We start from the raw sequence: 19218 nt of genomic DNA, 5'->3' as shown, positions 1-19218 counted from the left end.
CTCGAGGTGGTGGAGAGCGATTGCTGACCATCGGGGAGTTGGCGCGTCGCGCCGGTGTCGCCACCTCGGCGCTGCGCTACTGGGAAGAGCTCGGCCTGCTTCCCGCGCCCGCGAGGCCATCGAACACGGTCTGCGCTGTGGCCATGAGGACATCGTGCAGTGCCCCAACTTCCGCAGCCTCATCACCGCCCGCCTGGCCGGCCAGTCACTCATGGAAGCTCACTCGCACTAGCAAGCTAGCGGTGCCGCGCCGGGGTGCGCCCCTCGCGGATGGAGACCGAATTGGCGTGAGCGGGAAAGCCCTCGTGCTCGGCCAACGTGCGGATCGTGGGGGCGAGCCGCCAGAACTCCTCCTCCCCCAGCCTGGCGACCGCTATGCGCGTCAGGTACGTGTGGACGGAGACGCCGCTGACCGCTTTCGCGAACCCCGTGGTGGGGAGCGTCGCCGGGGTGCCGATCGCGAAGTTGGAAGCGGCCATCGTGGCCCACTGGCCGAGCAGGACCGTGCCCGCATGCCGTACCAGCGCAAGCCAGGCGTCCGGATCGGCCACGGCAAGTTGAAGGTGCTCGGGTGCGTAGCTGTTGGCGATGTCCATCGCCTCTTGCGGCGACCGGGCGAGCACGATGCCGCCGTTGTCGTGGATCGAGGCCCGGGCGTAGTCACGCCGAGGGGCGGGCAGGACCGCGATCTGCTTGGCGACCTCCTCGGCGGCACGTCGCAGCACGCCGAGGTCGGTGCCCACAAGGACGGCGGAGGAGTCGGAGCCGTGCTCGGCCTCGTTGACCAGATCCGCTGCCAGCAGCACAGGATCGGCTTGCGCGTCACAGACGATCAGCGAATCCGTCGGGCCGTATCCGACTTCGACCACGCAGCCGAGGCGCTGGACTTCGGTCATGGCGGCGGTCACGGCCGGGCTGCCGGGGCCGACGATCTTCCGGACCGGGGGGATCGTCTCGGTCCCACAGGCGAGGGCCGCGATCCCCGCAGGGCCGTTGCTGCGGTAGATCTCGGTGATCCCCAACGCCTCGGCCGCGGCGAGCACAGCCGGATCGACACGGCCACCGGTGCCCGGAGTCGGCGGTACGACCAGCGCGATGCGCCGCACTCCCGCCACCACGGCGGGCGTCGCCACCATGATCAGCACTGAGGGGAACGATCCCTTGCCCGCGGGAACGTAGAGTCCGGTGCTTTCCACCGGTTTGGCGAGCTCGCCGAGCCGGATGCCGCCTACCTCGTCAAGCCACTCCGCTCGGGCCAGCGCAGCCTCATTGAACGCCCGGACCTGCGCGATGGCAACCTTGATCGCCTCGATGGTCCGGTTGGGCAGCGAAGTCGCGGCCTGCCGAATCTCCTGCTCGCTCACCCGCAACCCCGCAGGGTCGACGTCGACGCCGTCGAACTCCGCGAGCGCCTCCACCAACGCCCTGTCACCTTCGGACCGCACCCGCTCCACCAGCTCCGCGATGGCCATGGCCAGGGCCGGCTCCGCACGCGGACCGAGGCCGTCGGCGACGCCACCCCGGCTGAACAGCCTGTGGCGCTCGTCATCGTCGGCCTCTCGCCAGTCGATGACGGCGGGGGACGTGATGGAGGTCATAGCTGGGGCTCCTGTCGCTCGACTCTCGTTTGAACGAGTGTGCAAATAACATCGGGCCAGTGTCAATCTTCCACACGCGACCGACCTCCGCCATGATGGCAACGTGAACACACGCAGCCGATCGGATCACCGTCGCGCCGAGATGGTCGCGGCCGCACATGAAACGATCTCGGAGCTAGGCCTCTCCGCGCTCTCCATCAGGGGAATCGCAGCCAAGATCGGCATGTCGCCGGGCTCCGTGCTGTACCACTACCCCGGCATAGACGACCTGCTGTACGACGTGCATCGCACGTTGGTCGACCGCTACGTGACCCGCCGCGCGCACACCACGGCGGCCATCCCCGAGCCTCCACGAATGCTTGTGCACGCGTTCAATTCCGGACTGCCGGCCGGGCCTGACGACCAGGTGTGCAAGGCGCTTTACGAACTGCACGACCTCGGCGCCCGCCACGACCGCCACGCCGCTCTGATGACGTCCCTATGGGATCGGGAGAAACTGCTCTTCGAGTCGATCGTGGTGGCCGGAATCGCCTCCGGCGACTTCCACCCCCGCAGGCCTCCGGACGAGCTGGCCGCCTCATTCCTGGCCATGGAGGACGGGCTCGGCCTGCACATCGTCAGCCGCAACGCCTCCCTGTCCGTCTCGATGGCGCTCGATCTCCTCGTCTCGTTCGCCTCGGCGGAGCTGGGGTCGGACCTGCCCCGCCCCGCCCCCACCGCCCAGACGCGCCGCCAAGCGGGTTCGCGGTAATCGGACGGGTGCGATACGCCATCGATGATGCCGCCCGTACACTTTGGGTGGTTTATGCTTCGCCCCGGCACCCGAAGGACACCAAGTAGCTGACGATTGGGTACGGCCGTGCATGCGGGGCTCCACTTCCCCCTGCTGGAGGCCGTGCCTTGGCCGGGGACGTGCGGCTGGATGCGTGCGCGAAAACGTCAGTGCAGGCAAAACTCGTTGCCCTCAGGGTCGCGCATGACATACGTCAAGGGCCCGCGATCGCTGTGCGTCTCGATCAGCTGCGCGCCGAGTGCCACCAAGCGCTCGACCTCGGCGGCCTTCCGGTCGGCGTCGACATGGATATCGAGATGCACTCTGTTCTTCGCGATCTTCCCCTCGGGAACGCGCTGGAAGAAAAGCCGGGGCTCGAGACCCGCCAGGTCGCGGCACGCCGCCACATCCCGGAACGCCGACCGGCCGTCGATCATGATCCTGTCGTCCGCGGGCATGCGTCCGTCAGCGATCAACTGGTCGACCAGTGCTGAGTGGTCTTTCACAGCAGTGCCGAAGACCCGTAGTCAGCAGTGGAGCGCCCCGTTGTGGAAGTCCGTGCTTTGGCCTGGGGCTGCCCCGGGTCCTCATGGTACGCTCCCAAGCGAGCGCTTGGTTTTCCGCCTGAGGGGCCGCCGCATGAAGTTCTCGACCTTCCACCTCTTCCACCGTTTCGACGGGCAGAGCTTCAAGGACGTCTACGACTACCACCTGGAGCTCGTCGAGCTGGCCGAGGAGCTGGGGTTCGACGGGATACGGCTGGCCGAGCACCACTTCCGGGACTACGGCGTCGTCCCCAACCTGTTCACCATGCTCGCCCACGTCGCCGCCCGCACCTCCCGCATCCGGCTGGGCACAGGCATCGTCGTGCTGCCCCTGCACAACCCGATTCACGTGGCCGAGGAGGCTGCGCAGGTGGACGTGTTGTCCGGGGGACGGCTGGATCTGGGGATCGGGCGGGGGTATCAGAGTTTCGAGTTCGAGGGGTTCGGCGTCGATCTGGCGGAGGCGCGGGATCGGTTCAACGAGGCGCTCGAGGTGATTGTCGGGCTCTGGACGCAGGAGGCGTACCAGCACGAGGGGAAGTTCTACAAGACCGGGGCCGAGGTTTCGCTCGTCCCACGGCCCTTGCAGACTCCGCATCCGCCGCTGCACGTGGCGGCCGTCTCTCCCGAGACCGTCACCATGTACGCCGAGCGCGGGCTGCCCATCCTCGCCGATCCGGCGGCCACGTTCCGGAAGGTCGTCAAGGCGGCCGAGACCTGGCGGGAGACCGCGGCGCGGGCGGGGCATCCGGACGGGGCCGACCTGGTGGTGGCACGCAGCGTATACGTGGCCCCGACGCTGGAGCAGGCCCGCGAGGACCAGGCGCGGTTCGAGGCGTCGTTCGACCGGTCGCGCATCTTCAACGAGAAGAGCGCGCCCATCGACCCCAAGACCGGCCGGGCCGCCCAGGGCTTCGAGTTCTACCAGGACCGCTATCTCAAGGGCGGCACGGTGTCGGCCGACTTCCGGTGGGAGCAGCTGGAGGTCATCGGGGACCCGGCCCGCGTCGTCGAGCAGATCTCGTTGCTCAAGGACGCCGGCTTCACCAACCTTCTGTGCGACTTCGGCAGCACCAGGCCGATGCCGCTGGAGGACATGAAGCGGGTCATGCGCTTCTTCGCGACCGAAGTCATGCCGGCCTTTGGAGACTGACGATGATCCACAGCCTCTCCCTCTCAGACGTCCTCGCCGAGCACGCCCGCAGCCGTCCCCAGGTGACCGCGGTGGTGGACGGGGACGTGCGGCTCACATACCCGGAGCTGGACGCCCGGGTGACCCGGCTGGCCTCCGCCCTCGCCGACCAGGGGGTCTCATCGGGCGATCGGGTTCTATGGCTCGGGCAGAACGCGCATGCGGTGCTGGAGTTGCTGCTGGCCTGTTCTCGGCTGGGCGCGATCTTCTGTCCGGCTAACTGGCGGCAGTCGGAGGACGAGCTGCGGTTCATCCTCACCGACCTGACTCCGGCCGCGGTTGTCTGGGAGCCGTCGGACGCCACGACTTCCCTGCACGCTCAGAGCACCGCCGCGCCGGCGTCGTCTGAAGGGAGCGGTGAGGGCCAGGCTCCCTCGGGCGCCGGTGCGGCGGAGGGCGGCACGACGGTGTGGGTGCAGGCGGGCGAGGACTACGAGGAGCTGGTGGCGAGCGGGTCCATCAGGGATTTCCCGCAGGTCGCCGATACGGAGCCGACGCTCGCCCTGTACACCGCCGCCTTCGCGGGGCGGCCCAACGCGGCCCTGCTCAGCAGCGCCGCGCTGGTCGCCCACAGCACGTCGCTCCTCGTCGTCCGGCAGATGGAGCCGGGCTTCACCTTCCTCAACAACGGGCCGCTCTTCCATGTCGGCACGATGATGTTCTGCCTGGCCACGCTCCAGATCGGCGGCACGAACGTCTTCACGCCCGCCTTCGACGCGGAGGAGGTCTGCCGGCTGATCGACGCCGAACGGGTGACGCAGGCGTTCCTGTTCGGCCAGATGATCGACGCGGTGGTGAAGGCGAACGCGGGCGGCAAGTACGACCTGTCGTCGCTCAGGTTCGTCTCCCACTCGGCCGAGTGGGACAGCATGATCACGGTGGATGACTCGCCCTGGTGCCGCTCCAAGATGGGGGGGTACGGGCAGACGGAAGTGGGCGGCATGCTCACCTTCCTGGGTTTGGCCGAGGGCGGGGCCGGGTTCGCGGGGCGGCCGTCGCCGCTGGTCCAGGTACGCATCCTGGGCCCGGACGGCAGCGAGATGCCGCCCGGCGAGGTGGGCGAGATCTGCGCGCGTGGCAAGTCCCTCTTTTCCGGATATTTCGCCCGGCCCGCCTTAAATGCGGAGAAGTCGCGGAACGGCTGGCATCACACCGGCGACCTCGGCCGCCGCGAGCCCGACGGCACGATCACCTTCATCGGACCCAAGCTTCGCATGATCAAGTCCGGCGCCGAGAACATCTACCCGGCCGAGGTGGAACGCGCGCTGAAGTCCCACCCCGCCGTGGCCGACGCCGCGGTGATCGGGATCCCGGACGCGACCTGGCACCAGGCGGTCAAGGCCGTGGTGGCTCTCAAGGCTGACGGCGTGGCGACTGCCGACGAGCTGATCGAGCACGTCAAGAAGCAGGTGGCGTCGTACAAAAAGCCGCGGGAGGTGGCATTCGTGGACACGATTCCCAAGCGCGGGTTCGCCCCGGACTACGACGCCCTGGACGCCGCCCACGGCGGAGGCGACTATCCCGGCCTCTGATCCTTCCGACTGATCGGCAGGCCCGAGTCCAGGTGGGCGAGGGCCTTGTCGAACTCGGCGGCGATCTCCTTCGAAGGATCCTTCGCCCAGTCGAACCAGAGCGCCCACATCACCCCCACGATCGCCCCGGTGACGTTGCGGATCTCCGGATCGCCGGCGTCGCGACCCTCGCGTGCCGCCAGCTCGTCTCGCAGGGTGGTGATGACTCCGCGGATGTTCTCCAGGCTCGCCGCCCACAGCTCTGGGACGGTGAGCATGAGCTTCTCCCGCTCCACGCTGTCGGCGCGCTCCTCGGGCGTCTGCGCCTCCAGCGTCTGCAGCACGGCGACACGTACGGCCTGCACGGGGTTGAGCTCGGGCGGTGCCGCCCTGAGCGCGTCGAGGACGGACGGGAGCTGGTCCACCAGCACCAGATCCTCTTTCGTCTGGAAATAGCGGAAGACGGTGCTGGGGGCCACTTCCGCCGCCTCGGCGATCTGCTCGACCGTCGTCGCGGCGTACCCCTGCTCGCGGAAGAGCCGCAGCGCCTCCTTCTGGATCAACGCCCTGGTCTTGGCCTTCTTCCGCTCCCGCAGGCCGGGTCGCTCGCTCATGACACCGCATTCTCCGGCTTCGACGGTCCACTCACAAGAGATCACCATTTTTCGCTATACAACTCCGATTTAGGAGTCTACTTTCACAATTATGCGACTTCCCATCGAACGAGACCCGAAGTGCCCCTTCGACCCGCCGTCCGCTCTCCGGGGCCTGCCGCCGATGAGCCGCCTGGAGTTCGCCGACGGCCATCTGGGCTGGCTGGCCACCACGCTGGAAGCGGCCCGCACGGTGCTGGCCGATCCGCGGTTCAGCGCGCGCACGGAGCTCAAGCACTCCGCCGTACGCTCCACGATGCCCGGCGGGGCCGGACGTCCAGCGCCGCCGGGCTTCTTCGCGGCCACCGATCCACCCGGGCACACGCGCTACCGCCGCCTGCTCACCGGCCAGTTCACGCTGCGCAGGATGCGCGTGCTGGAGCCGCGCATCGAGCGGATCGCCGCCGACCACCTCGACGCCATGGCCGCGGCCGGGCCGCCGGCCGATCTCGTGAGCGCGTACGCGCTGCCGATCCCCTCGATGGTCATCTGCGAGCTGCTCGGCGTGCCGTACGAGGACCACGACTTCTTCCAGGACCGCAGCCTCCAGATCGTCGCGCCGGGCGGCGACGTGGCCAGGGCGAGCGCCGACCTGGCCGGCTACCTGGGCGAGCTGGTGCGTCGCAAGCGGGCCGAGCCCGGCGACGACCTGATCAGCGGTCTCGCCGACGAGCTCACCGACGAGGAGCTCGTCAACGTCGCGATGATCCTGCTCGTCGCAGGCCACGAGACCACGGCGAACATGCTGGCGCTCGGCGTGTTCGCGCTGCTGGCGGAGGGGCGGCCGTACGAGGAGGGCATGGAGGAGGAGCTGCTGCGCTGGCTGTCCATCCTGCATCTCGGCGCGCCCAGCAGGGCCGCGCTGGAGGACGTCGAGGTGGCGGGCACGCTGGTCAGGAAGGGCGAGACGGTGGCGCTGTCACTTCCGATGATCAACCGGGACCCGGCGGTGTTCGAGGACCCGGACGCGCTCGACCCCGGCCGCCAAGAGGCGCGGCGGCATCTGGCCTTCGGGCACGGTGTGCATCAGTGCCTCGGGCAGCAGCTGGCCAGGATCGAGCTGCGCATCGGCTACCGGGCGCTGTTCGAGCGCTTGCCCCGGCTGCGGCTGGCCGTCCCCGCCTCCGAGGTGCCGCTGAGGCACGACGCCGCGGTGTACGGGGTCGGCAGCCTGCCGGTCACTTGGACGTGATCCGCTCCAGGTTGTGGTCCCGGCAGCCGGTGGGCGCGTTCACCGGGTTGCAGCGGACGGTCGCACCGCCCGGCAGCTCGGCCGTGTAGTCGCTGCCGTGCCTGGCCGACAGCCCGATCACCGGGAAGTCGGTGCTGATCATCTGCGCGCCGCTGTCCAGAGCTGCCTTCAGCCGGCCCGTGTCGCCCGACCTGGCCTCGGTGAACGGCACGTCCGACCGCGTGCGTACGTAGTACCCCTTCCGCACGAGGTCCTGGATCTGGGCGGTGTTGGCGCCCTGGGGCTCGTTCCAGCCGACGAAGGCGGCGTCGGGCCGGCCGGGACGGGAGTTCGTGAACAACACGCGGCCTTCCAGGCTGGGCCGGCCCGCCAGGTAGGGCTGCTGGATGGCGGTCGCCTGGTTGTCCATGAAGAACATGATCTTGCCGCGGGACGCGTTCAGCTCCGGCCAGCCGTGCTTGAGCACCGACTGCTCCAGGGTGAGGCCGGGCTTGCGGACGTCGTCCGGCGTGATGAGCCGGTCGTCGGGGAAGACCGAGCGGATCTCGGCGTCCAGGCCGTCCATGAGCGCGGTGTCCCAGGCCGGGCTCTTGGCCCCGCCCATGGCCTCCTTCTTCGGGTCGGTGCTCTTGAACTCGGTCAGCACGGTCAGCGGCACGTGGCCGGGGTTCTTGTCGGACCACTCGCGTACCTGGCGCAGGCAGGTGACCCAGGTCGAGCAGTTGGTGCCGTAGTCGTGGTCGGCCCAGTGCAGCACCTTGATGCCGGGCTGGGCGAGCGCCGGGTCGTTGAGTGCCGGCAGCCCGGCGTCGCGACGGACCAGCGGGTTGGTGTACAGGCCGCCCTTGGGGTCGGGGAAGACGTCCAGTTCGATGCCGCGCACGCGCTGGGCGCCGAACTGGTTGGGCAGGGCGGTGTGCGAGTACTGCAGGTTCCACCAGTTGGCGTCGGTCCTGCGCTGCACGTCTTTCTCGGCGTCGGTCAGCTCGCGGTGGTAGCTGTTGTGGGTGGCGATGGTCTGGACGTGGTTGATCCGCAGGGTGCCGGAGCTCGCGCGACCGGCCGTGGCGGCGTCAGCGGCGGGTACGGCGGCGAGCGCGGCCACGGCGGTGGCGGCGATGAGGGCGAGGGGACGCATGGGACCGACCTTCGAGGAGGCGGTTAACGGATCATCGCAAAATATCCAAACAGGCCGGGAAAAGTGCGCGAACCTCAAAGGATGGCAAGCGGGGTGATCGGGCTCCCCGTGCCGCCTTCGATCCTGAGCGGCGCCGCCACGAACACGAACTCGGTCCGCCCGGCCGCCCCCAGTCCCTCCAGCCACAACATCTCGATCAGGTGGATGCCGTGCCGGTGCAGCAGGATGAGGTGCAGGTCGTCCGGCAGGCCTTCATCGGCCAGCCCTCGCACGTTGAGACCGCCGATCGCGGCGTTGTCGCAGGCCACCACGGAGACATCGTGTGCCGCCAGCCAGCGGCCCGCGTCGGCCGACAGCCCAGGCTGGCCCGACCAGTACTCCTCCTTCGAGCGCTCCCACACCAACGGCCATCCGGTACGGATCACCGCCACGTCCCCCGGCCGCGGCGTGGCGATCTCCTCCAGCAACTCGGGAGGGATACGGAAATCGGCCGGCAGGTGATCGAGGCCGAGCCGCCGCGGCACGTCGAACAGCACACCCCTCGCCACCACGCCGCCCACGTGCTCGATGCCGCACCGGGTGGCGCCATAAGAGCGGACCCGGGCCGCCGGGTGGCCGTTGTAGACCTGGTCGCCCGACCACATGTGACACAGCGCGTCCATGTGGGTCGTGGTGCCGTGCGGGGTGACGACCAGTGCGTCGTCGGCCACGCACAGGCCCTCGCCGATGGGCCGGGCGCCGGCCGCGTAGTCGCCGCCGTCGACGGACATGAAGTGCTGCGGCAGCGGGCGGCCGCGCAGGTGCGGCACGGTCGTGGGGGCGGGTGAGGAGGTGGCGCCCCTGATGGGCATGGCCAGGCTGAGCACCTCACCGGTGGTGGCGGCGCGCAGGGCGGCGAGGACCACGTCCGGGGTGAGGAGGTTCAGGGTGCCACGCTGATCGTCTGGGCCGAATCGTCCCCAGTTGTTAGGCTCGTGAACCAAGTAAGCGCTTCCTTTCTTGCGGAGGTCTGATGCACTGCGACCCTCGGTTCTCCCGCGTCCGTGAGGTGTTCGAGCGGCATTTCGCCGACGGCGAGGAACTCGGTGCGGCCTTCGCCGTCTACCTGGACGGCGAGCTGGTCGTGGACCTGTGGGACGGGATCGCCGACCGGCACACGGGGCGGCGCTGGGAGCACGACACGCCGGCCTTCGCCTACTCCTGCACCAAGGCGATCACCGCTGCCGTTCTGCTGCGGCTGGTGGAGCGGGGGCTGGTGGACGTGACCGCGCCGGTCGCGGACGTGTGGCCGGAGTTCGCCGCGCACGGCAAGGGCGCGATCATCCTCGAGCACCTGCTCACCCACCAGTGCGGGCTGCCGGTGCTTGAGGATCCCGTGCCGGTGGAGGAGTTCGAGGACCAGGCGGCGATCGCGGCCAGGCTCGCCGACCAGACGCCGCTGTGGGAGCCGGGGACGGCGCACGGCTATCACGCGCTGACGTACGGGTTCCTGGTGGGCGAGGTGATCAGGCGGGTGACAGGAAAGTCGGTGGGAGAGCTGGTGGCCGCGGAGATCACTGGTCCGCTGAACCTGGAGTTGTGGGTTGGTGCGCCGGACACGGTGATCGACCGCGCGGCCCGGCTCAAGGCCGCCGACCGCCCGCAGCCCCTGGCCCCCACTGAGGCCGTCCCAGGCCTGGCCCCCACTGAGGCCGTCACTGGCCAGGGCCCGGCCGACGGCGGGACGGCCGGCCGGAGTCCGGATGCGCTGGCCGAGATGGCCAAGGCGGCGCTCGACCCCCAGAGCCTCATGAACCGGGCGCTCGGCAACCCCGGCATGCACCTTCTCAAGGGCGGCGCCAACCACCCGGTCGTCCTGCGAGCCGGCTGGCCGGCGGCCGGGGTGGTCACCACGGCCAGGGGCCTGGCGGGCTTCTACCGCTCGTTGATCGCCGGCGACCTTCTCGACCACGGCACGCTGCGGGACGCCATGCGCACCCGCGTGAACGGGCCGGACCGGGTCTTGTTCCTGGACACCGCGTTCGGGCTCGGCTTCATGCGGCCGTCGCTCACGTTCCTGATGCCGTCGGAGACGGCCTTCGGCCACTCGGGGCTCGGCGGGTCCGTCGGGCTGGGCGACCCCGAGCGGGGCTTGGCCGTCGCGTACGTCATGAACAGGATGGCCAGCGCGGTCTCCGGCAACCTGCGCGGCATCCGCCTGGTGGAGGCGGTCTACAAGTCGCTCTGAGCCGTTCATCCGTTCATGGTGACGCCGCCGCTCACCGACAACGTCTGGCCGGTGATGTAGGCGGCGCGATCCGTGCAGAGGTAGGCGACCAGCCCCGCCACGTCGGCCGGGGTGCCGAGGCGGCGCAGCGGGATGCCCCGTGCGATCTTGTCCACCAGCCCAGGCTCGGCCGCCGACACCCGCCGCAGCATGGGCGTGTCGGTCGGGCCAGGGCAGACCACGTTCGAGGTGACCTGGGCCTTGGCGGCCTCACGGGCGAGCGTCTTGGCCAGCCCGAACAGTCCTGCCTTGGTGGCGGTGTAGGCGCCCTCGCCGCCCGACCCGGCCCTGGCGCCGTCGGAGGAGATGAACACCAGCCGCCCCCACCGCCTGGCCATCATGCCGGGAAGCAGCAGTTTGGTCAGCAACATCGGCCCGCGCAGGTTGACCTGCCACATGAGGTCCCAGCCCGCCGGATCGCTCGCGGTGAACGGCTCCACGATCGCCACCCCGGCGTTGTGCACCAGCACGTCGACGTCCCCCACGGCGCCGGCGAACGCCTCCACGGACGCCGGCGAGGTCAGGTCCACAGCCGCCGCCCGCGCTCCCGGGAGGCCGGCGGCCGCCTTCTCCGCGTTCGGCAGATCCACGTCGGCGAGCACCAACCGCGCACCGAGCGCGGCCAGGTCCGTCGCGATGGCCGCGCCGATCGCGCCCGCTCCCCCGGTCACCACGGCCACGCGCCCGTCCAGGCGCAGCCCGTCCATCATTTCCACACCTCGATCAGGTCCGCGGCCGTGGCACGGGTGGCGAGCAGGCTGATCGTGTTCCTCAGTACGGCCTGCGCGTACTCGTCTGGGATGCCCGCCACCGCGTCCGTGACGACCGTGACCCGGTAACCGAGGTTCACAGCCTCCAGTGCCAGCCCGGGGATGCCGAGGTTGAGCGAGACCCCGGCCGCCACCACGGAGGAGACGCCGAGTGAGCGCAACGTCATGTCGAGTGGGGTGCCGGTGAACGGCGAGAAACCGTGATACCGGCGGCTCTCCAGGTCGCCGGGCTCCCGCAGCTCGGGGAGCACTTCGACCGCGGCCGTGCCCTCCAGCATGTGCTCCGGGTCCTTGAGCAGGGAGACGATGAACGGGCAGTTGGCGGTGTGCGAGCCGGCCCGGTCCTGGCGGAAGGCGGCCGTGCAGTGGATCACCGGGATCCCGGCCGCCCTGGCGGTGTGGAGGAGCCGGGCGGTGTTGGCCACGACGTCGTGCCGCTCGCAGGCGGTCACCAGGTCCGGAAATTTCGTGAGATCACCGACGACGCCCCGCTGCATCTCCATCACGAGCACGGCCACGCCCTCCACCGGCGACCTCCCGCCTAATTAGCCGAGCGCTTGCTTGGTATGGCGGAGCATATCATTCACCACACAGGGTCATTCAGGGTTAACACAAGGCGAAATATGTCCACTCGTGACAACCCGAACCCCGGGTGAGACCGTCGAATCGAAGACGGCTGCCTGATGGGGGTTGGACTTGGTCCCTGGTTACCGTGAAGTACGCCAGCTCGGCGCCGGCCACACCGGCCGCGTGTTCCTCGCCACCTACCAATCGACCGGCGCCTACGTGGCGATCAAGTACCTGAACGCCACCCTGCGCAGGGACACCGAGTTCATGGACCGCTTCCGGTCGGACACCCACCAACTGGTCGAGATCGACGACCCGAACGTCGTCAGGTTCTACGAGTACGTCGAGACCCCGACCCGTGCCGCCGTGGTCATGGAGCTGATCGACGGCGTGTCACTGCGTACCCTGCTGGCCGAACACGGCAGGACCAGCCCCGAAGCCGCCCTCGCCGTGCTCAAGAGCACGCTGCTGGCGCTGGCCGCGGCCCACGAGAAGGGCGTGCCGCACCGCGACGTCAAGCCGGAGAACGTCCTTGTCCAGGCGGACGGCACCACCAAGCTGGCCGACTTCGGCGTCGTCGTGTACGCCGAGGAGCCCGGCGTGCCCGCGGGCACCCCCGCGTACATGTCGCCCGAGTTGTGGACGCAGCACACGGCCGGTCCGCCCGCCGACCTGTACGCCGCCGCCTGCGTGCTCTTCGAGGCCGTCAAGGGACGGCCGCCCTTCCGCGCGTACAAGGAAGGCGAGGAGGGGGAGCTCGACGTCCCCGCGATCCGGGACAAGCACCTGGTGGAGCCGGTGCCGCTGGAGGTCGTGCCGGACACGCTGCGCGACCTGCTGAGGCGAGGGATGGCCAAGGACCCGGCCGTCAGATACGCCTCCGCCCGGGAGTTCGCAGCGGAACTGGAAGAGGACGCGGTCGCCGGGTACGGCCCCGAATGGGAGAAACGCGGGCGGCGACATCTGGCGGAACTGGCCACGCTGCTCGCCCTCCGCTTCCCCCTCGCCAGGACCGACCGCGACTCCGGCGCGGGCTCCGGCGCGGCGAGCACCCTGCGCGATCGGATCATGAGCATGCCCAGGCTGCCGCCGCACCTGTGGGTGGCAGGCGCGACGGTCGTGGCCGTGGCGATCGCGCTGGTGTTGTCGGGCGGGCGGCTGCCGCCGGGGCCGGGAGCGATCCTGATGCCGCCACCCGAGGAGCAGAGCGAGCCCGCGCCTTCTCCTGCCGACGCCACCACTCCAGGGCCCTCGAGGACGTCGGCCGCTCCACAACGGACGACGGCCGCTCCCCCGACGACTCAAGCGCCGCCGTCTCCCGCCAGCACGCCTTCTCCGCCGCCCGAGCTCCGGCCCACTGCCGGGCAGGGCGGGACCGGCGTGCCGGAGCTCGCGCGGCCGGCCGTACAGGCAGCCAGCATCGTGCAGTGGAGCGGCACCAGCGGCTCGATCAGGGTGGCGGCGAACGGGACGGGGCCGGTGCGGCTGCGGATCACGTATACGCGGCGGGACGGGGACGACGCCCCGGCCAGGACGGTCCGGCAGGAGAGCCGGACCCTGCGCGGCAACACGGCCTACACCAGCAGCGTCACGCACGATCCAGGGGACGTGGCGTGCGGCCGCCGGGCATATTTCGGGATTCTGGTGATGACGGAGCCGGCGTCGGAAAACGGGCCGCAGGTGAGCGAGGCGGCCGTGGACGGTCCCGCCTGCCTCACTCCGCCCCCGACCGATCGTTCCGCGCCGCCGACGCCTCCGCCCACGCCGACAGAGGAGCGGAGCACGTCCGCCATCGGCACCCCGACCCCATCGGGCCCGGAGCCGACGAACGGGCCAGTGGCCCGGCTCTCCACCGGGCCCTCCGGCGACCCCTCGGCGACCCTCATGGAAGAGCCCTCCCCCGACCCGGCCGACCCCTGAGGGTGGGCAGGCGGGGGCCCTTGCCCGGCCACCAAGCGTGCGCTAGCTTGGCAGGCGATGAGCGCCGACATCTCCGCCTACCTGGCCGCCTGCGGGCGCGGCGAGCTGGTCATCCAGCGCTGTACGGCCTGTGACCGGCGCGTCCACCTCCCCGAGCCGGCCTGCCCCTGGTGTGGCGGCGGCGAGCTCGTGTTCGAGCCGGTCTCCGGCGAGGGCGTGGTGCACACGTTCACGGTGGTGCATCGCTCGTTCGCGCCCGGCTACCGGGGACGGGAGCCGTACGTGATGGTCTGGGTGGACCTGCCGGAGGGTGCCCGCGCGTTCGGGCACGTGGTGGAGTGCGCGCCAGAGGACGTCCGCATCGGGATGCCGGTGCGGGTCACGTTCGTGGACGAGTTACCGCATTGGAGGCCCGTGTGAAGCTCGGCAACGTGCTGATCCCCGTCGCCGACCTGGACGAGGCGATCGCCTTCTACGGGCTGCCGGTGAAGTTCAGAGACGGCGACAGGTTCGCGGCGCTGGACGGCGGCGGGGTCACCGTGGCGCTGGCCGGTCCAGCCGAGCACGTCACCGGGTCGGCGGCGCCGTCGTACAAGGTGGACGACGTGGCGCTGACCGTGCGGGAGATGTCGGCGCGCGGGGCCGAGGTGGTGCGCGGGCCCGAGGCGGGGCCCCATGAGACGCGGGCCGTGCTGCGCGATCCCTCAGGAAACGTCTTCGTGCTCTATTCGCCCCTCTGAAAACTGGAGGCACCCCCATGGCGCGATCACCCTACGGCAACTACGGCCACGCGATCTTGACCGCCGGCGCGATGCGCACGCCCGACCATGTGGCGCTGACGTACTGCGGCGAACAGAGCTTCACCTATGACGAGCTGAACAGGAACGTCAACCGTCGCGCCAACGCCCTTCTGGCGCAGGGGATCACGCCGGGACAGCGGGTGGCGGCGCTGCTCAACGAGACGCTGCTGGTGGCCGAGGTCTACCTGGCGCAAGCCAAGATCGGTGCGGTCACGGCGGCGCTGAACCCGTACTGGCCGGTGGAGACGCTGCGTGACGTCGTGGCGGCCCCGGGGTGCACGGCTTTCATCTACGACGCGACGGTCACGCAGGTGGTGGAGCAGATCAAGGGGTCGCTTCCCGGCGTGACCAAGTGGATCAACGCGGCGGACCTGACGGCGGCATCCGACGAGGAGCCGCCACTGGCCGGCTACTACGACGACCCGCTGGCGCTCTACTACACCTCGGGCACGACCGGGCTGCCGAAGGCGGTGGTGCACACGCACGCGTCGTCGCTGGCGACCGCGCAGATCTGGCTCGACGTGCCACGCGGCCCCGACTCGGTGTTCGGCACGGGCGCGATCATCTGGGGCATCGGCTTCCCCGCGATCGTCGGGCCCGCGCTCTACGCCGGGATGCGGCTGGTGCTGGAGCAGGACTGGGGTCCGGCGAACTTCCTGCGGGTCGTCCCGCGCGAACGGGTCACGCATGTGTCGCAGATTCCATCGTTCTACGCCGCCCTGCTGGGCTCGGCGGAGCACGAAGGTGTGGACTTGTCGTCGGTTCAGGTGATCATGCTGGGCGGGGAGCCGCTGACCCCGACCATGCTGGACCGGATCAAGGCCCGGCTGCCGCAGGCGGGCGTGTTCTCGTATTACGGGCAGACCGAGGCCCCGTACACGTGCATGGGGCGGGTGGACGACGGCTCGACGCCGCTGGGGTCGTCCGGGCGGGCCCGTACCGGGAACGCCGTGCGGATCACGGACCCGCAGGGCAACCGGGTGGTGGACGAGGTCGGCGAGATCAACCTGGCCGGGCCGCACCGGATGACCGAATACGACGGCCTCCCGGACAAGACCGCGGAGGTGCTTCGCGGCGAGTGGTACGTGGGCGGGGACCTCGGCACGCTTTCCGCCGACGGCGTGCTGCACGTGCTGGGCCGGCGCGAGGACTCGATACTCAAGGGCGGCGTGTGGTCGCAGCCGGTCGCGATCGAGGAGGCCGCCTCCGCCCTGGACGGGGTGGCCGAGGCCGGTGCGGTCGGGGTCCCTGAAGGGGCGTCCGAGCAGCGGATCCTGCTGGCCGTCGTGCCGCGCGCCGGGCACTCGCTGGACGCCTCCAAGCTGGCGCTCGCCCTGGCCGACTCCCTCCCCGCCCACCAGAGGCCCGATCACATCGAGGTGGCCGAGCAGTTGCCGCACTCGCAGGACGCCTCGGGCGGGCCGGGCAAGCTTCTACGCAGGGAGATCCGCGAGCAGTACGGACACCTGCTGGCGTGAGCGTGTACGAACACGTGGCCTCCGAACATGAGGTCAAGGCGCTTCTGAGCGACGCCGGTGTGCCGGTGCCGCGTGGCGTCGTCGTCGCCGGCGACCTGGATTTCACGGCCGCCGGGGAGCTGGCCGAGCCGCTGGTGCTGAAGGCTTTCGGTCCTGGGCTGGTGCACAAGTCGGACGCCGGGGCCGTGGTGCTCGGCTTGCGGGCGGCGGACCTGGCGGCGGCCGCCGCGGAGATGCGGTCCAGGCTGCCCGGCCTCGCGGGCTTCCTCGTCGAGGAGCAGGCGGACGCCGGGGTGGAGCTCATCGTGGGCGTGGTCAGGGACGTCGCGTTCGGCCCGGTGCTGCTGGCCGGGCTCGGCGGGGTGTGGACCGAGGCGCTGCGGGACACGGCGCTGGGGCTCTGCCCCATCTCGGAGCGGGACGCGCGCCGCATGCTGGCCTCGCTGCGCGGGGCACCGCTCCTGTACGGCTTCCGCGGCACACCGCCCGTGGACGTGGACGCCCTGGTCAAGTTGCTCATGACGGTCGGCGGGCCTGGTGGGCTGTGGGAGCGGCTGGAGCTGGGCGAGTTCGAGCTGAACCCGGTCATCGCCGGCCCGTCGGGGGTTATGGCGGTCGACGCCCGCTACGTCCCCGCCGAGCCCGGGGAGACCGCGGCCGACCGGGAGACCGCCGACTTCTCACCGCTCTTCGAGCCCAAGGCGGTGGCGGTCGTCGGGGCCTCCACCACCCGACCGAACTTCGGGAACATGTTCCTCGACTTCTACAAGGCCGCCGGAATCCCGCTGGTCGCCGTCCATCCCGAGGCGGACGCGGTGGCCGGGGTGCGGGCGGTGCCGTCGCTGGCGCACGCGGACGTCGACTACGCGCTCGTGGCCGTACCCGCCGAGCGCTGCCCCGATGTGCTGCGGCAGGCCGCCGGGGTGCCGTTCGTGCAGGTGATGAGCGGCGGCTTCGGCGAGGCGGGCCGCGCAGACCTGGAGGACGAGCTGGTCGAGGCCGCCCGCGCGGCCGGGACACGCCTGCTCGGCCCCAACTGCATGGGCGTCTACTGCCCACGCGGCCGGCAGACCTTCGTCGGCGGCGGGCTCGGCCCCGCCGGATCAGTCGCGCTGATCTCGCAGAGCGGCGGGCTCGCGGGGGAGGTGATCAAGGTCGGCGAACAGCGCGGGCTGGCGTTCAGCCGGGTCGTCACCGTGGGGAACGCGGCCGACGTCGCCCCGGCCGAGCTGCTGCGCTGGCTCGCCACCGACCCGGAGACGGGCGCCGTCGGACTTTACCTGGAGGATCCGCGCGACGGCAGGGAGTTGTACGAGGCGCTGCGCGCCACCGACCTGCCCGTGGTTCTGCTGGTGGGCGGGCGCAGCGGGCAGGGGCAGGAGGCGGCCGCCTCGCACACCGGCGGCATGGTCAGCGACCGGCGGATCTGGGAGACGGTGGCCGCGCAGGCCGGGGCGGCGCTGGTGTCCAGCCAGGACGACCTGATCGGGGTGCTGGCGTTCTTCCAGGCGCACGGCTCCCGCGTCACCGAGGGTGACGGGGTGCTCGTGGTGGGGCCGAGCGGGGGGGCGAGCGTGCTGGCTGCGGACGCGTTCGACGCGGCCGGGGTACGGCTGGACCCGCTGCCCGGTGACGTACTGGAGGAGTTGCGCGGGCTCGGCGTGGCGGCGACCGGCAACCCTCTGGAGGTGCCCGTGGGACCACGCGGGCGGGCCGGGCTGGTCGCCGAGGTGATCGACGCGATCGTCCGGCGACGGCCGTGCCGCGACGTCGTGGCCCACGTGAACGTCCAGGCGTTCTTCACGTACGGGAACGCGGCCGAGCCCCTGTACGCCTACACGCGGGCGCTGGCCGGAGCACAGGACGGGTTGCCGCGTACCCGGATCACCCTGGTCACCAGGAACGGCGAGTGCGCGCCCGCGGGCGTCGAGGACGAGGTGCGGCGGATCGCGGCGGCGGCCGGGATCCCCGTCTACCGGACCATGGAGGCGGCCTCAGTAGCCGTCGCGGCAGGAGGACGTTATGGGGCTGCTTGACGGCAAGGTCGCGTTCATCTCGGGTGGGGCGCGGGGCATGGGCGCGGCGCACGTGCGGCTGTTCCTCCAGGAAGGCGCGCGGGTGGTGTTCGGGGACGTGCTGGATGAGGAGGGCAAGGCGCTGGCGGAGGAGACCGGCGCCACGTACGTGCACCATGACGTGCGGAGTCCGGCCGAGTGGGAGCGCGCCGTGTCGACGGCTGTCGAGCTGCACGACAAGCTGGACGTGCTGGTCAACAACGCCGGGATCCTGAAATTTCGCCGGATCGCCGACATGTCGCTCGAGGACTTCGACCAGATCGTCGACGTCAACCTCAAGGGCACCTGGCTGGGGATCAAGTCGGTGATCGAGCCCATGAAGGCGGCCGGGCGGGGCGCGATCGTGAACATCTCGTCGATCGAGGGCTTCGTCGGCGCCGAGGGGCTGTCGGCGTACGCGGCCTCGAAGTTCGGGATCCGGGGCGTCACCAAGTCGGCGGCCCGCGAGCTGGCCCGGTTCAAGATTCGGGTGAACTCGGTGCACCCGGGTGCGATCAACACCGCGATGGCCATGGACCCGGACATGGCAAAGGAAGTGGACGCGGAGGCGTTCGTCAAGTCCATGGTCATCAAGCGCTTCGCCAAGCCGGTGGAGGTGTCGCACGTGGTGGCGTTCCTGGCCTCTGACCGGGCCAGTTACTGCACGGGGAGCGAGTTCACCGTGGACGGCGGCCTGCTGACGGGCGCGGGATACTGAGTTAGCACCTGAAGGTAGATCTTTTTGGATTAAACCACCCGCGT

At 70.4% G+C, this 19218-nt stretch carries 18 protein-coding genes and 1 pseudogene; 12 read left to right on the top strand and 7 right to left on the bottom strand.

Annotated features, from left to right (window positions below; translation table 11 throughout):
- Nucleotides 1–20: 20 nt before the first annotated feature.
- A pseudogene (locus ACTWPT_RS13865) lies at nt 21–113 on the top strand (MerR family transcriptional regulator); the annotation flags it as partial.
- Nucleotides 114–236: 123 nt separating this feature from the next.
- Here ACTWPT_RS13865 and hisD read toward each other — a convergent pair.
- A complete protein-coding gene (gene hisD / locus ACTWPT_RS13860; protein WP_443177748.1) occupies nt 237–1598 on the bottom strand; it encodes a histidinol dehydrogenase in 1362 nt (453 codons plus the stop codon).
- 103 nt (nt 1599–1701) lie between these two features.
- On the opposite strand from hisD, the gene ACTWPT_RS13855 reads away from it, so the two are divergent.
- Nucleotides 1702–2349, top strand: a complete 648-nt coding sequence (locus tag ACTWPT_RS13855) for a TetR/AcrR family transcriptional regulator (RefSeq protein WP_443177747.1) — start codon at nt 1702–1704, stop codon at nt 2347–2349.
- 188 nt (nt 2350–2537) lie between these two features.
- Here ACTWPT_RS13855 and ACTWPT_RS13850 read toward each other — a convergent pair whose 3' ends face one another.
- The gene (locus ACTWPT_RS13850; RefSeq protein ID WP_443177746.1) at nt 2538–2828 is read right to left on the bottom strand and encodes a VOC family protein; all 291 of its coding nucleotides are present in this window, start codon (nt 2826–2828) and stop codon (nt 2538–2540) included.
- Nucleotides 2829–3009: 181 nt separating this feature from the next.
- Here ACTWPT_RS13850 and ACTWPT_RS13845 point away from each other — a divergent pair, with 181 nt between their 5' ends.
- On the top strand, nt 3010–4068 hold the full coding sequence (locus ACTWPT_RS13845; RefSeq protein ID WP_443177745.1) for an LLM class flavin-dependent oxidoreductase: 1059 nt from the start codon (nt 3010–3012) through the stop codon (nt 4066–4068).
- 2 nt (nt 4069–4070) lie between these two features.
- Nucleotides 4071–5639 (top strand): AMP-binding protein, encoded by a 1569-nt coding sequence (locus ACTWPT_RS13840; RefSeq protein ID WP_443177744.1) that lies wholly within the window; start codon nt 4071–4073, stop codon nt 5637–5639.
- Here ACTWPT_RS13840 and ACTWPT_RS13835 read toward each other — a convergent pair.
- A complete protein-coding gene (locus ACTWPT_RS13835) occupies nt 5624–6232 on the bottom strand; it encodes a TetR/AcrR family transcriptional regulator (protein ID WP_443177743.1) in 609 nt (202 codons plus the stop codon). The two genes, ACTWPT_RS13840 and ACTWPT_RS13835, sit on opposite strands and share 16 nt — an antisense overlap.
- Before the next feature lie 91 nt (nt 6233–6323).
- On the opposite strand from ACTWPT_RS13835, the gene ACTWPT_RS13830 reads away from it, so the two are divergent.
- Nucleotides 6324–7463 (top strand): cytochrome P450, encoded by a 1140-nt coding sequence (locus tag ACTWPT_RS13830; protein WP_443177742.1) that lies wholly within the window; start codon nt 6324–6326, stop codon nt 7461–7463.
- On the opposite strand, the gene ACTWPT_RS13825 is transcribed toward ACTWPT_RS13830, so the two are convergent.
- Together ACTWPT_RS13825 and ACTWPT_RS13820 are read right to left on the bottom strand one after the other, a co-directional pair.
- Nucleotides 7450–8601, bottom strand: coding sequence for a phosphatidylinositol-specific phospholipase C1-like protein (locus tag ACTWPT_RS13825; RefSeq protein WP_443177741.1), 1152 nt, complete (start codon nt 8599–8601; stop codon nt 7450–7452). The two genes, ACTWPT_RS13830 and ACTWPT_RS13825, sit on opposite strands and share 14 nt — an antisense overlap.
- A 74-nt stretch (nt 8602–8675) precedes the next feature.
- Nucleotides 8676–9584, bottom strand: coding sequence for a cyclase family protein (locus ACTWPT_RS13820; protein ID WP_443177740.1), 909 nt, complete (start codon nt 9582–9584; stop codon nt 8676–8678).
- 29 nt (nt 9585–9613) lie between these two features.
- On the opposite strand from ACTWPT_RS13820, the gene ACTWPT_RS13815 reads away from it, so the two are divergent.
- Nucleotides 9614–10828 carry a serine hydrolase domain-containing protein gene (locus ACTWPT_RS13815; RefSeq protein ID WP_443177739.1) on the top strand — a complete coding sequence of 405 codons (1215 nt, stop codon included), beginning with the start codon at nt 9614–9616 and terminating at the stop codon, nt 10826–10828.
- 5 nt (nt 10829–10833) lie between these two features.
- Here the strand turns inward: ACTWPT_RS13815 and ACTWPT_RS13810 are convergent, their stop codons facing one another.
- Complete coding sequence (locus ACTWPT_RS13810) at nt 10834–11574, bottom strand: SDR family NAD(P)-dependent oxidoreductase (RefSeq protein WP_443177994.1); 741 nt, start codon at nt 11572–11574, stop codon at nt 10834–10836.
- On the bottom strand, nt 11574–12164 hold the full coding sequence (locus tag ACTWPT_RS13805; protein ID WP_443177738.1) for an isochorismatase family cysteine hydrolase: 591 nt from the start codon (nt 12162–12164) through the stop codon (nt 11574–11576). The genes ACTWPT_RS13810 and ACTWPT_RS13805 overlap by 1 nt, the downstream gene beginning before the upstream one ends.
- A 169-nt stretch (nt 12165–12333) precedes the next feature.
- Here ACTWPT_RS13805 and ACTWPT_RS13800 point away from each other — a divergent pair, with 169 nt between their 5' ends.
- Genes ACTWPT_RS13800 through ACTWPT_RS13775 form a run of 6 tightly spaced genes read left to right on the top strand, consistent with a single transcriptional unit; the run spans nt 12334 to nt 19174 of the window.
- On the top strand, nt 12334–14124 hold the full coding sequence (locus ACTWPT_RS13800; protein ID WP_443177737.1) for a protein kinase domain-containing protein: 1791 nt from the start codon (nt 12334–12336) through the stop codon (nt 14122–14124).
- Between the two features lie 57 nt (nt 14125–14181).
- On the top strand, nt 14182–14544 hold the full coding sequence (locus ACTWPT_RS13795) for a Zn-ribbon domain-containing OB-fold protein (protein ID WP_443177736.1): 363 nt from the start codon (nt 14182–14184) through the stop codon (nt 14542–14544).
- Complete coding sequence (locus tag ACTWPT_RS13790; protein ID WP_443177735.1) at nt 14541–14864, top strand: VOC family protein; 324 nt, start codon at nt 14541–14543, stop codon at nt 14862–14864. The genes ACTWPT_RS13795 and ACTWPT_RS13790 overlap by 4 nt, the downstream gene beginning before the upstream one ends.
- A 17-nt stretch (nt 14865–14881) precedes the next feature.
- On the top strand, nt 14882–16402 hold the full coding sequence (locus ACTWPT_RS13785; protein WP_443177734.1) for a class I adenylate-forming enzyme family protein: 1521 nt from the start codon (nt 14882–14884) through the stop codon (nt 16400–16402).
- Nucleotides 16403–16404: 2 nt separating this feature from the next.
- Nucleotides 16405–18438: an acetate--CoA ligase family protein gene (locus ACTWPT_RS13780; RefSeq protein WP_443177993.1), complete on the top strand. Its 2034-nt coding sequence runs from the start codon at nt 16405–16407 to the stop codon at nt 18436–18438.
- A complete protein-coding gene (locus tag ACTWPT_RS13775; protein ID WP_443177733.1) occupies nt 18425–19174 on the top strand; it encodes a glucose 1-dehydrogenase in 750 nt (249 codons plus the stop codon). The genes ACTWPT_RS13780 and ACTWPT_RS13775 overlap by 14 nt, the downstream gene beginning before the upstream one ends.
- Nucleotides 19175–19218: the final 44 nt, after the last annotated feature.

This window comes from Nonomuraea sp. 3N208, from assembly GCF_052245935.1.
Taxonomy (GTDB): domain Bacteria; phylum Actinomycetota; class Actinomycetes; order Streptosporangiales; family Streptosporangiaceae; genus Nonomuraea.
Note: the sequence above shows the minus strand (reverse complement) of the source record. Positions and strands in the feature narration are given on the sequence as shown.